This window comes from Vibrio sp. ECSMB14106 (assembly GCF_000972265.1).
In the GTDB taxonomy this organism is placed as follows: domain Bacteria; phylum Pseudomonadota; class Gammaproteobacteria; order Enterobacterales; family Vibrionaceae; genus Vibrio; species Vibrio kanaloae.
In genome coordinates, this window is the sequence record NZ_LAUM01000005.1 from 124,118 (window position 1) to 137,623 (window position 13,506).

Below are 13,506 nucleotides of genomic sequence, written 5' to 3' on the forward strand. Positions count from 1 at the left end.
TCTAGGGCGACGAGCGACTCGATCTCTTGATGACTTCGCTATATACTCTCGCCTCATTTTTTACTACCTATTGATTGAGCCTTATTTTTATTAGAGCTTTGGAGCCTTATGGAATTCGAATTTGTTAGAAACACTCTAATGGGTGAATACTATGTGAAATGCAGCATGGGCCATGAGATTGTTGGCCGTTGGCTTCAAGAAGAGATCGGTAAAGATAAGCAGAAATTAGATCATGTGATGGCGCTTATTGATCGCTCCCGACAGGATCTGAGTAATGAGGTGACGCTACTCGGTAAAGAGATCAGCCTAGCGATCAATGAAGATGAAGTCACGATTCAAGAAAACGTACTTGGCCACGATCAAGAGATGGAAGAAGGCAGTGAGTTTGATTTCTATAACTGTGAAAGTCAGGCAAGCTGTGGAATCGATGATTTCGAGCTACTCATTGATCGTTGGATGGATTTCTTAGGTTACTAGCTGTTTCGGGCTTTTAAGGTTCCCGTTGCCCAAAACTGGAGCAACAATCGCGTCACGCATTAAGATAGTGAAAAGGCTGCACCGAATTGGTGCGGCCTTTTTTGTTATTACGGCCTTGTTTATTTTATCCCCTTTAATATCAATGGTTTATTTTTTTGGCACGCTACTTGGATTGTAAGAAGAGAACTAACGGATTACTGAAGAATTTAAGGAACGAATATGAAAATAATAAATGCCATTGTTAAGCCATTCAAATTAGACGATGTACGTGAAGCGCTCTCTGATGTGGGCATTGAAGGTATGACGGTTTCTGAAGTGAAAGGCTTTGGTCGTCAAAAGGGTCACACTGAACTTTATCGTGGTGCGGAATACCAAGTTGATTTTCTACCGAAGGTAAAGATAGAGATTGCAACCCAAGCAGAGAATGTTGACCGAGTTGTTGAAGCAATTAGCCAAGCGGCACACACCGGAAAAATAGGTGATGGCAAAATCTTTGTGTATGACCTAAGCCAAGCCGTACGAATTCGTACTGGTGAAATGGATGCTGAAGCACTTTAAAGAATTACAAGGACTGGAGACTTTAATATGGAACTTACAACAACAGTAACGGAACTACGTTACGCACTAGACACTTTTTTCTTCCTCATTTCGGGTGCGTTGGTAATGTGGATGGCAGCAGGCTTCGCGATGTTAGAAGCTGGCTTAGTTCGTTCAAAGAACACCACGGAAATTTTAACTAAGAATATCTGTTTGTATGCCATTGCTTGTACGACTTTCTTAGTGGTTGGCTACAACATCATGTATGTAAACAATGGTGAAGGCGGCTGGTTACCTTCGTTTGGTGCTTTAATTGGTACGCAGGGTGAAGGTGCAGATCACTCTCTAGAGTCTGATTTCTTCTTCCAAGTCGTATTCGTCGCAACAGCAATGTCTGTCGTTTCAGGTGCAGTTGCTGAGCGTATGAAGCTTTGGTCATTCCTAATCTTCTCTGTTGTACTAACAGCGTTTATCTACCCGATGGAAGGTTACTGGACTTGGGGCGGTGGTTTCCTATCAGAAGCAGGTTTCAGTGACTTCGCCGGATCAGGTATTGTTCATATGGCTGGTGCAGCCGCTGCGTTAGCTGGTGTTTTACTATTAGGTGCTCGTAAAGGTAAATACGGGAAAAATGGTGCAATCTATCCAATTCCTGGTTCAAATATGCCACTAGCAACATTAGGTACATTCATTCTTTGGTTCGGTTGGTTTGGTTTTAATGGTGGCTCTCAACTTATGGTTTCAGATTTTGAGAACGCGACAGCAGTTGGTCAAATCTTTCTGAATACAAATGCGGCAGCTGCAGCGGGTGCCATTGCAGCACTACTAGTATGTAAGACAACTTGGGGTAAAGCGGACCTAACAATGGTACTGAACGGTGCATTAGCTGGTTTAGTTGCCATTACGGCAGATCCACTATCTCCTTCTCCATTATTTGCGGTCGCTATTGGTTCAGTATCTGGTGCATTAGTGGTATTCAGTATCATTGCTCTAGATAAAGCTAAGATTGATGATCCTGTAGGTGCAATCTCTGTACACGGTGTATGTGGTTTCTTTGGTCTAATGGCTGTGCCACTAAGCAACGCTGATGCAACATTTGGTGCTCAACTATTAGGTGCTGCAGTCATCTTTGCATGGGTATTCGGTGCGAGCCTTGCTGTGTGGGCTGTGCTTAAAGCAACAATCGGCATTCGCGTCACTGAAGATGAAGAACTTGAAGGTATGGACATGCACGATTGTGGTGTAGGCGCTTACCCAGAGTTTGTATCAGTAAAGTAAGATCAGCAGCAACCGCCTAATCTGAAAAGTTAAGCTGTAAAGTAAAGCCCTTCAACTCATGGTTGTAGGGCTTTACTATTTATAGTCGCCTGGCTAGCAGTGATATATCAAGCGAGGCTGAGTGTTCAACTAGAAATTGTGATAAGAATGGTTGTAATATATTGTTACAAAAGTGCGAGTTTTAAGATGCTGAACGGAGTGTTTTTTTGTCGGTCGTCATTGTAATTATGTTATTGATGAATATAATAACGCAACTGATAGACATTATCATTTCGATATAAAGGACTTTACAATGAAGAAACTGCTAACACTTTCAGCTCTAGCGTGTAGTGTAATTGCTCCGACAGCAATGGCTGCGGAAGAAGTAAATGTGTACTCTTATCGTCAACCTTTCCTAGTTGAGCCAATGTTCAAGGAATTCACGAAAGAGACTGGCATTAAAGTAAACGTTAAGTTTGCTAAAAAAGGTTTAGCAGAGAAGTTAGCACAAGAGGGTGAATACAGCCCAGCTGACGTTGTATTAACTGTCGATATCAGCCGTCTATCTGAACTTACTAAACAAGATCTAGTTCAATCTGTTGAAAGTGATGTGCTGGAAAAGAACATTCCTGCTCAATACCAAGATACTGCTAACGAGTGGTTTGCTCTAACAACTCGTACACGTAGCGTTTATTCTTCGCGTGACCGTGTTGGTCGCCTAGGTGAAGCGTTCACTTATGAAGATTTAACTAAGCCTGAATTTAAAGGTAAAATCTGTACACGTAGCGGTAAGCACCCATACAATGTTTCTCTAGTATCTTCGATGATTGCTCACAAAGGTGAAGCTGAAACGAAAGAATGGCTAGAAGGCGTAAAAGCAAACCTAGCACGTAAGCCTCAAGGTAACGACCGTGCACAAGTTAAAGCGATTAAAGAAGGTCTATGTGATGTTGCTCTTGGCAACAGCTACTACCTAGGTAAGATGGTTAACGATAAAGAGCAAAAAGCTTGGGCTGACGCTGTTTACATTAACTTCCCTAACCAAGAGACAACGGGTACTCACGTAAACATCTCTGGTATGGCAATGGCTAAATACTCTCCAAATGAAGAGAATGCCGTTAAGCTAATGGAATTCCTATCTGGTAACACAGCACAAAGCATGTACGCAGAAGTGAACTACGAATACCCAGTGAAAGCAGACGTTAAACCTTCTGAGCTTGTTGCTTCATGGGGTGAATTCAAAGCTGATACAATTTCTCTAGACCAGATCGCTGACCACCACGCTGCTGCAATCAAGCTATTAGACGAAGTTAAGTTCGATCTATAACTTATTCTTGTAGGCTTTTGCCCGCAAAAAATCACAACCCCAAGTCGCCACTTTTTGGCCACTTGGGGTTGTTTGTTTTTTGAAAGTCACTTTTTGATACAAAGCTCGCCGTTAATCCTCTGAGTTATGAGCATCTCACCTTGAAGTCATTACAGTATATGGGTATAAATACCCCCACCATTAAAAGGATATGAGATGTATTTGCAAATGCATTTGTGTTTCATTAAGCCTCGTTGTAGTTAGGCGATGAAAGAGAATAATTATTTATGGAACACCAGCAGCGTCATCATTGCTGTATTGCTGGTTTTACCTGTCTTAGCAATTTTTACGACGGCTGTTGGAGAAACTGATGAGCTATTTTCTCATCTGATGTCCACAGTGATGCCCACCTATGCTTACAATACGGTGGTTTTAGTCATAGGAACCATGTTCCTGTCTTTAGTTTTTGGTATTCCGTCTGCTTGGATTATGGCAATGTGCCGTGTGCCGGGTGAGCGTGTTTTACAGTGGGCACTCGTCCTGCCATTAGCAATGCCAGGCTATATCGTTGGATATATCTTTACTGATTGGTTCGACTTTGCTGGCCCTGTTCAGGTTCTACTGCGAGATCTTACTGGGTGGGGACCAGGAGAGTATTGGTTCCCGGATATTAGAACCTTGTCGGGCGCTATTATTGTTCTATCTCTCGTCCTTTATCCTTATATTTATTTGTTGTGCCGTGCAGCATTCATGGAACAAAACGTCTCCTTATTGCAATCCGCCCGTTTGCTAAAATGCTCACCTTGGGAAAGTTTCCGTCGTATCTCCTTACCACTTGTTCGTCCATCAATGGCGGTAGGTTTGTCTCTTGTTGCGATGGAAACCATAGGTGATTTTGGTACCGTGAGTTACTTTGCGGTAAATACTTTAACGACTGCGGTTTACGATACTTGGTTGGGCTATTCGAGCCTAACAGCCGCTGCAAAGATATCGGCAATCATGTTGGTGATCGTCATTCTCTTATTGAGTACCGAGCGATATAGCCGTCGTAAACAGAAACTGTTCCAGAATCAATTCAGCAGTCGCGAAGATTTTCGTTACGATCTTTCCGGTTGGAGAAAATGGTTGGCACTGTTCTGGTGTTGGGGATTAGTGTGCGTTGCATTCTTGTTCCCTCTTGGCCAGTTAATGATCTATGCCTACAAATATTTCGCACAAAGCTGGACGCCTGAATTCAGAGAGTACGCCGTTAACAGCCTTTATGTGTCTGTAGTTGCGGCGATTATTGGCGTTATCATTGCGATGATTGTGAATTTTAATCAGCGTGTTAGCCCAAGTAAGAAAAATCAGGCTTACATGAGACTTGCTTCAATGGGTTATGCCGTGCCAGGCACCGTATTAGCGATTGGCGTGATGGTACCTGTGTTGTTTATGGATCACTTGGTCAATGACATCGCAAAAGTGATGGAGTGGGGGCGACCAGGACTTATTTTCTCTGGTTCCATGTTCGCGCTTATCTTTGCCATGGTGGTGCGTTTTTCGGCGGTTGCTATTGGTAGTATCGAAAGTAGCCTAAGTAAAGTATCTCCTTCATTGGATATGGCTTCTAAAACCATGGGTTGCAATACCAACCAGATGTTGCGTCGTGTTCATTTACCTTTGATTAAGCGCGGCGCGCTGATCGCTGGTTTATTGGTGTTTATCGAATCAATGAAAGAGTTAAATGCGGCATTGCTGTTACGTCCTTTCAATTTCGAAACATTGGCGACTTATGTTTATAACTATGCCTCAGATGAGCACCTAGAATTGGCGGCGATGCCTGCTGTATTATTGGTGTTGGTGGGTTTAATTCCTCTGATCATCGTAAACCGTTCCTTGGAGCAGAAACACTAATGAGTTGTGCATTATCAATTAAAGAGCTGACGTGTAAGTATGAGTCGCAAACCATTTTGGAAGCGCTTTCTTTAGAAGTTGAGCATGGTGAAATTGTTTGTCTGCTTGGTGCAAGTGGCTGCGGAAAAACCACCTTGCTTAAGGCGATTGCGGGTTTACTTCCATTGAGTCGCGGCGTAATGAGCTTAAACTGTCAAACCATCGATGATGGTGAGCGTTGGTTGCCACCAGAACAACGAAACATCGGTATGATTTTCCAAGATTACGCCTTGTTCCCGCACTTGACGGTCAACCAGAATGTCGGTTTTGGCTTGAAAGATCTCTCTGAACATCAAAAGAAAGAGAAGGTCCAAGAGATGTTGGAGTTGGTTCATTTAGATGAATTCGGTGACCGATATCCACACCAACTTTCGGGTGGTCAACAGCAGCGAGTGGCGATTGCTCGTTCTTTGGCATATAAGCCAGACTTACTACTGTTAGATGAACCATTCTCAAACATCGATACTCAGGTTCGCCATGAGTTGATTTCTCAGATTCGTAAGATTTTTAAGAAGCAGGGTGTCACAGCAATCTTCGTAACTCACAGCCGTGAAGAAGCGTTCGCATTTGCAGATAAGATGGCAGTAATGAACCATGGTGTGATTGAACAGTATGGTTCGGCATCTGAGTTATATTTCCATCCTTCGAGTAAGTTCGTTGCAGACTTTTTGGGCGGTGGTAGCTACCTTAATGCACAGCGTATTTCAGAGCATGAATTTGAAACCAGTTTGGGTATGGTTGAAGCCAAACCGCAAACGGAGATCAAATTCGGCAGTGCGTGTGAGCTTCTTTTAAGGCCACAGCATATTCAAGCTAGTTATGAACAAGACAGTGCTATTTCAGTGTTAGAGCAGCAATTTATGGGCGATCACTGTCGTTATGTCATCGAAGCGCATGGTCAGAAGTTATTAGCAACTTCATCAGAAGCACTTGAAGTGGGTATGCCGGTCAACGTAAAAGTAGATACCAAAGGCGTATTGGCTTTTTAAAGAGATATAACGCGATACTAATCGTTACAAGAATCGCGATAAAAAAGCCCAGCACTTTAATCAAAGTACTGGGCAAGGGTTCTTCACTTATAGGCTTTAACAAGGCAGTGATTTGTTAAGGCCATACAAAACTGCTGCACTCTATAAGCCTATAGAGAGAGGAAGTCTTTCACTTTTTGAAGAACATGTTCTGCAGTGTCTTTATCTTCCATTTCTGCGAAGATTCGTAGTAACGGCTCTGTTCCTGAGAAGCGAGCAATGACCCAGCCGCCATTCTTGAAGTACACCTTAGCGCCATCTTCATAGCTGACTTTTTCAATTTCGTATTCAAACTCAGGCAGTTGTTTCTCTACGTAGATTTTTGTGTAGAGCGCTTCTTTCTCTGAAGGTTTGAATTTGCAATCCCCTTCCGCTGTATACGCATAGCCATACTTAGAGTAAATCTCATCAAGTAATTCAGACAGCTTCTTGCCCGTCACACTGATCATCTCAACCAGTAAGCTTGAAGCAAATACGCCATCCTTACCTTTGATGTGGCCTCGAATAGTTAAACCACCCGAACTTTCGCCGCCAATCAGAGAATCATCAGCTTCCATTTGCGAGCTGATATGCTTAAAGCCTACAGGAACCTCAAAGCTCTTCTCTCCATGATCTGCCGCCACTTTATCCAATAGATGTGTGGTTGCGATATTTCGAACCACAGAACCTTTCCAGCCTTTGTATTCCAATAAGTAGTAGTACAGAAGTAGCAGCACTTCGTTAGGGTGAATGAAGTGACCTTTTTCATCAATGATGCCTAAACGGTCGGCATCGCCATCAGTACCAATACCAATGTCGTAACCTTCAGCCGCAACTAAGTGCTTCAAGCGATAGAGCGTTGCAGCATTTGGCGATGGCATCAAGCCACCAAAATCTGGGTTTTTGCCATCGTTGATGACGTCGACATCACAGCGACCGTTAATCAGCACTGTTTGCAGCGCATTTTTTGCCACGCCAAACATTGGATCAATCAGTACACGTAGGTTAGCTTTCTTGATCGAATCGATATCGATGAAGTTGATGATTGAATCAACAAAGTCGTTCATCGGGTTGATGATCTCGATTTCTTTGTCGTTTAATGCTTGTTCGAAATCGACGCGGATAACATCTTCGTTGGTCAGTGTTGCGATTTGCTGTTCGATCTTCTCTGTGATGATCTCATCGGCATCGCGGCCGCCTTCAATGAACACCTTAATACCATTGTAATCAGCGGGGTTGTGAGAAGCGGTAATACACGCCGAGTAGGTGCAGCCCATCTCTTTTGCTTGGAACATCACGATAGGTGTTGGAACAAACTTATCGATGAAGCTTACTTTGATGTTGTTCGCCGCAAGTACTTCTGCAAACCAACATGCGGCTTTATCGGAAAGGAAGCGACGGTCATAGCCGATCACAAACCCATTCTTGGCTGCATCTTCGTTGTTGATGATGTTAGCGAGTGCTTGCGCTACCAAACGGACGTTTTCTCTAGTGAACTCCTCACCAATGAAAGCGCGCCAGCCACCTGTACCAAATTTAATCATTAGAAAATCCTTTTAGTCTCATTGTCTCAAGCCTGTAAAGACTTGAGACAAGAGCTGTTCGTTAAATTGCGTGACTAGCCTAGAACAACGATAACATCGTTCACGCTGTCTTCTGCTTGTACTGGGATTGCGCCTTCAACTGACTCACCATTGATAGTGATAGAGGCAACGCCTTTGCTTACTGCATTCGGGTTTTGCACTTTGATGTTGTAAGTCGCGCCACGCCATTGACGAGTAACCTCGAACTCTGGCCAATCAGTCGGGATACAAGGATCAACTGTTAAGCCTTCAAAGCCTGTACGGACACCAAGAATGAAGTTGGTTACCGCGAAGTAAGCCCAACCCGACGTACCCGTTAACCAAGGGTGGTTTGCACGGCCGTGGTCTTGGTGATCTTTACCCATGATGAACTGCACGTACGAGTATGGTTCTGCGTAACGCGTTTCAATCATGTCGTTTTGGTTGTACGGGTTTAGTGCGTCGTAGAATTTCATCGCACGGTCACCACGGCCAAGTTTCGCCTCTGCTACCCAAGCCCATGGGTTAGGGTGAGAGAAGATTGCACCGTTCTCTTTTACGCCTTGGTAAACGCGAGTTACGAAGCCGATGTCATCGTTTGGTGTTGCAAATGAAGGAGAGTTTAGGTGTAGGCCGTATTCAGAGAATAGGTTCTCATCAACAGCGTCCATCGCTTTCTCACCGCGTTCTTGAGATACCGCGCCAGATAGAACGGCTAGCGTATTTGACTCAAGGTGTACACGACCTTCAGCTTGTTGAGCGGTACCGATCTTGTCGCCATTTTTAGTTAGACCACGGATGTACCAGCCACCCTCGTCATCCCAAAGGTGCGTTTCACACGCTTCGCGAACATTCGCTGCCATTTCAGTGTATTTAGCAACGTCAGCGTCATTATTGCGGAACTTAGCAAGGTCCAAGAATTCTTGTAGCGCCCAGAAGTGCAGGAATGAAACCATTGACGATTCACCGCCACCTAGGTTCAAACAGTCATTCCAGTCAGCACGAAGGCCTTTACAAATACCCGTTTGACCCACGTATTCAGCAGAGAAGTTCAGTGCCGCTTTCATGTGTTCGTAAACTGTCGCGTCGCCACCGTCTGCGTATGGGATCACTTCATCAAAGAAGTCGTGCTCACCGGTTTCCATTACGTATTTGATTATGGTCGGAACGATCCATAGGTGATCATCAGAACATGTGTCCTCAATGCCGTGGATCTTGTCGTCATCTGACGGTGTTGGAACAACCGTTGGTGATTTTGATGGCTCAACGTCGGCTTTCTCTGGATCGAACCAGTCAGGATCGAACAAGTGTAGACCGTAGCCCGCTTTCACTTGGCCGCGAAGCAGGTCGATAATACGCTTCTTGGTCATTTGTGGGTTGGCATGAGGTACTGAAATAGCGTCTTGCGCCGTATCACGGTAACCAAGACCAGTACGACCGCCAACTTCGATGAATGATGCAAAGCGTGACCAAACCACACAGGTTTCCGCTTGGTATAGCGTCCACGTGTTGATCATTGTATCTAAGCCTTCGTTTGGCGACTTAACTTGGAATTTGTTGCAACGCTCGTCCCAGTGATCTTTGATGCCTTGGAAAGCGGCGTCTACGTTTGCTGTGTCTTGGTACTTCTCACGTAGGCGTTCACCGTTGCCTTTACCTATACCAAGTACATACGCAAAGCGAACTTCTTCACCCGGTTGAATCGTGAATTGTTTATGTAGAGAACCACAGTGGTTGTAACAGGTTTGAGCGCTGTTAGAACATTTACCGTTTTCAACTGCAATTGGGTTAGCTTCATCACGATACATGCCAAGGAAGTTGTCACGCTGACCATCGTAGCTGTCTGGCGAGAAAGTTGAAGCTAGGTAGTAGAAGCCTTCAAAGTTGTTAGTGTTGTAGTACAGATCGTATTCCAGAACACCTTCTTGGTAAGACGTGCCCGCAGAGTACAAAGACATCTGATGGTTTTGGTTATCCGATTGAATATGACTGAAAGAGAACTCAACAAACGAGAAAGTGCTGATGGTTCTTGGCTTGTCAGTGTTGTTCTTTAATACAACGTCCCAAACTTCTGCATCTTCACCCTTAGGCACAAAGAGAGTCTTAGTTGCGGTAATGCCGCTGTATTCACATTTGAATTTTGAGTATGACAGACCGTGACGAACTTCGTAGTTCGCTTCATCTAGGCTTTTTGCCACTGGCTGCCAAGAGATAGACCAGTAATCACCCGTCTCATCATCACGCAGGTAAACATAGTGTCCTGGGCGGTCGAATGTGCCGTTTGGACGGAACTTAGTAACACGGTTGTATTCCGGAGAATTGTAGAACGAGTAACCGCCCGCATTGTGCGAAATTACAGTACAAAACTTTTCAGTACCTAGGTAGTTGGTCCAAGGTGCTGGTACATCAGGGCGAGTGATGACGTATTCGCGATTGTCGTTATCGAAATAGCCGTATTTCATTGTCATTTCCTTTTTAACAAACTGCATCAATGCAGCTAATTTTTAAATAGTGATGCTGAGTCGTATCTAACTGAGCACCTTAATTTGAGTCAGCAACTTAATTTAAGTCAGCAACCGTTCGATGTGAGTGTCGCTTTGGTTTGTTTTATTGAGCTTTCCAAGGGTTGCGATAATCAACATTGAGTCTGTCGAGTAATGGCAGATGCCCCTTTAGGCGAGATAGGTAATCTAGCCAGTTTCGGTTGTTTTTATGTGTCCAACATCCTTCAGCTAAAGCGCTAATTCTTGGGAATACCATGTAATCCATACGCTTTTGGTTGGTGACGATCTCACACCATAGAGCACACTGAATTCCGCGGATCCGCTTACGAATTGGGTCGGTGTCGGATATCTCAGCAAGTGCTTCGTAGGTATAAGCTTGTTCTAATGGGATAACGGCAGCCCAATCTACGCCCGGTTCTTCCGGTGCATAATCTTGGGTCATGTCGAGATAGGTAAACTGTGCAGGTTGCAACACCACATCAAAGCCTTGGCGAGCGCAATTGACAGCCGCTTCTTCACTGAGCCATGAGTAGATGATGGTCTCTTTACTCACTTTGTCGCCGTGCTGTGCTTCTTCCCAGCCGACCATGCGTTTGCCGAGTTGCTTAAGCTTGTTTTCGGCATAGCGGAATAGGTGACCTTGTAGGTCTTTGCTGTCTTGGTACTGGTGCTCTTTCATCAACGCTTGAGCAGCAGGGCTGTTGCTCCACACTCCCGGTGGCACTTCGTCTGCACCCATGTGAATTAATTCGCTCGGGAACAGCTCTGCGACTTCTTCAATAACTGCATCTAGAAATTGGTAAGTGCCTGGTAAACCTGGGTTTAGGACGTTGTCGTTGTAGTGCTGAATGCTCTTGTATTGAGTGGTGTCAGCTTGCTCTACCAACATGTCAGGCAGTGATTTGATTGCGGCACGGCAGTGTCCCGGAATATCGATCTCTGGGATCACCGTGATGCTGCGTTGCTCTGCATATTCAATGACTTCGCGAATCTGTTGTTGTGTGTAGAAGCCGCCATAGTTGTCAGCAATGTGGGTGTATTGCGGTTCTAATGCATGATCAGGGCCACGCCAAGCGCCAATTTCTGTTAGCTGTGGCAGGCTCTTTATCTCAATTCTCCAGCCTTCATCATCGGTTAGGTGCCAGTGAAAAACGTTGAATTTGTACTGCGCCAATTGGTTGATCAAACGCTTCACTTGCTCCACAGAGTGGAAGTGACGAGCACAGTCCAACATCATTCCGCGGTACTTAAAGCGAGGTTGGTCGGCGATTTTGCAACATGGAAGAGAAAAACGAGTACTACCCGACGGCTCAATTAATTGTATTAAGCTAGCGACGGCATGGATAAAGCCAGACTGGCTACCAGACTCAATATTAACGTGTTGTGAGGTGATATTTAGTTTGTACTCGGCTTCATCTAAAGTTGGGTTATTACGAAATAGAATGTTGCCGCTATTCTCGGTAACTAGAGATAAATCAAAGGTAGAGAGCAACTCTTGTTCTAACCAAGTCACGGCGTTGTCTGCAAGGTGAGATTTAATCTCAACTTTACAATTGCTGTTTAGTTCAAAATGACCTTGATCAACCTTGAGCTTGTTTGGACGTGGGATGAGAGCTAGCCTTGAAGCGCTTACTGCTGGAAGTTGACTACGTTCACTATAAGGAGATGCTAGCACTATTGGAGAAATAGCCACCGGCAGAACAGAGGCTTCTCCCTTTGAGTACGATTGGATAAAGGCATCATTCAAGCCATCCGAATAGAAGCGGAATGGTGCGCTTTGAATACTGAATTCAAGGTAGTAATGGTTGTTGGCCTTTAACACTGACGAACTTGGTGTGAACGAGTAAAAGCTGCCAACTTGAGTCAGCTCTCCTTGCGATAAACTCTCTGGAAGGATGAATCGATCAAATGCAAAGTGCAGAGACCAATCTTTTACGTCGAGGTCACTTAAGTTATGTACCGTAAGGCCAAATCGACAGTTATTTTTTTGTTCAGAAAGAACAGCTAAGTCGATGCGATAATTCATATAACTTCCCTGCTAAGCCTGTTGATACAAGTTGTGTTGTGGTTTTCCGGCAAACATCAATGCGCCTTCAATAGCGTCGAATTGAGGTTTAACGATCCATTTTTGTACTGGTGGTGATAGCCAGTTGAGAATACGCTCAGCGATACTTCCCATTAAGCACACCTTGTCAGCGCCTTTTCGATGAAGTGCCAAGACAAACATTTCGATATCAGCTGCAGTCTGCTTAAGCATCTCGATAGCCAGCTCATCTCCTTCATTAGCCAATTGAAAAATAACTGGAGAAAATTGACCGTAATCTTTTGGAATCGCGCCTTTTGACCACGCCACGATCGCATCAACATCATTATTGAAATGATTCATAACGTGTTTGGTCAGCGCGGTTTTGTTGCGAATACCATCTTCAGCGAGTAGAACTTGCTGAATTAAACGAAGGCCCATCACTGCGCCTCCGCCTTGGTCTGAAATTGGGAATTCACGACCGCCAACCACATGTTGCTCACCGTCTTTTAGGTAGATACCGCAAGAACCCGTACCACCAATCATGATTGCGCCGTTTTGGCCATTGTGAGCACCAATGCAAGCGCCATAAGCGTCGGTATTTAGTGTCATGCTTGCGAAAGGGTGTGGTTGAGCCATGAAGTCGAACCATGCTGATTTTTGCTCAGCACCAGCCAGTGCTAGGCCAACATGCATGTTTGAAAAATGGTCTGAGTTGAGTTGCCCTTGCTGAGCAGCTTGGGTAATTGCATCAACAATTGAGCTCATCGCTACATCAACACCCAAAAGGATGTTGGCGCTGCCACTTTTCGCTTCACCAATGAGTGTGCCTTGGTCATCGCGAATACGCGCACGACAAGAAGTGCCACCACCATCAATACCTACGTAGTAAAGAGTCATG

Annotated in this window: 10 protein-coding genes; 6 read left to right on the forward strand and 4 right to left on the reverse strand. The window is 44.6% G+C overall.

Annotation, left to right across the window (positions count from 1 at the left end):
- The first annotated feature begins 108 nt into the window (after positions 1-108).
- From WR49_RS05370 to WR49_RS05395, 6 genes are all read left to right on the forward strand, one after another.
- On the forward strand, positions 109-477 hold the full coding sequence (locus tag WR49_RS05370; RefSeq protein WP_017056635.1) for a YacL family protein: 369 nt from the start codon (positions 109-111) through the stop codon (positions 475-477).
- A gap of 219 nt (positions 478-696) precedes the next feature.
- Positions 697-1,035, forward strand: a complete 339-nt coding sequence (gene glnK / locus WR49_RS05375; RefSeq protein WP_017056636.1) for a P-II family nitrogen regulator — start codon at positions 697-699, stop codon at positions 1,033-1,035.
- Between the two features lie 27 nt (positions 1,036-1,062).
- Positions 1,063-2,292, forward strand: coding sequence for an ammonium transporter (locus tag WR49_RS05380; protein WP_046223331.1), 1,230 nt, complete (start codon positions 1,063-1,065; stop codon positions 2,290-2,292).
- Positions 2,293-2,584: 292 nt separating this feature from the next.
- Entirely contained in the window at positions 2,585-3,598 is a 1,014-nt protein-coding gene (locus tag WR49_RS05385) for a Fe(3+) ABC transporter substrate-binding protein (RefSeq protein ID WP_046223332.1), read from the forward strand.
- 246 nt (positions 3,599-3,844) lie between these two features.
- A complete protein-coding gene (locus tag WR49_RS05390) occupies positions 3,845-5,470 on the forward strand; it encodes an ABC transporter permease (RefSeq protein ID WP_046223333.1) in 1,626 nt (541 codons plus the stop codon).
- Complete coding sequence (locus WR49_RS05395) at positions 5,470-6,498, forward strand: ABC transporter ATP-binding protein (protein ID WP_017056640.1); 1,029 nt, start codon at positions 5,470-5,472, stop codon at positions 6,496-6,498. The genes WR49_RS05390 and WR49_RS05395 overlap by 1 nt, the downstream gene beginning before the upstream one ends.
- Positions 6,499-6,647: 149 nt before the next feature.
- Here the strand turns inward: WR49_RS05395 and WR49_RS05400 are convergent, their stop codons facing one another.
- The 4 genes from WR49_RS05400 to WR49_RS05415 all read right to left on the reverse strand — a co-directional run bounded on the left by WR49_RS05400 (position 6,648) and on the right by WR49_RS05415 (position 13,505).
- On the reverse strand, positions 6,648-8,060 hold the full coding sequence (locus WR49_RS05400; protein ID WP_017056641.1) for a phosphoglucomutase/phosphomannomutase family protein: 1,413 nt from the start codon (positions 8,058-8,060) through the stop codon (positions 6,648-6,650).
- Between the two features lie 74 nt (positions 8,061-8,134).
- Positions 8,135-10,540, reverse strand: a complete 2,406-nt coding sequence (locus WR49_RS05405; RefSeq protein WP_046223334.1) for a GH36-type glycosyl hydrolase domain-containing protein — start codon at positions 10,538-10,540, stop codon at positions 8,135-8,137.
- A gap of 145 nt (positions 10,541-10,685) precedes the next feature.
- The gene (locus tag WR49_RS05410) at positions 10,686-12,608 is read right to left on the reverse strand and encodes a beta-N-acetylhexosaminidase (RefSeq protein WP_046223335.1); all 1,923 of its coding nucleotides are present in this window, start codon (positions 12,606-12,608) and stop codon (positions 10,686-10,688) included.
- Positions 12,609-12,620: 12 nt separating this feature from the next.
- The gene (locus tag WR49_RS05415) at positions 12,621-13,505 is read right to left on the reverse strand and encodes an N-acetylglucosamine kinase (protein ID WP_046223336.1); all 885 of its coding nucleotides are present in this window, start codon (positions 13,503-13,505) and stop codon (positions 12,621-12,623) included.
- Position 13,506: the final 1 nt, after the last annotated feature.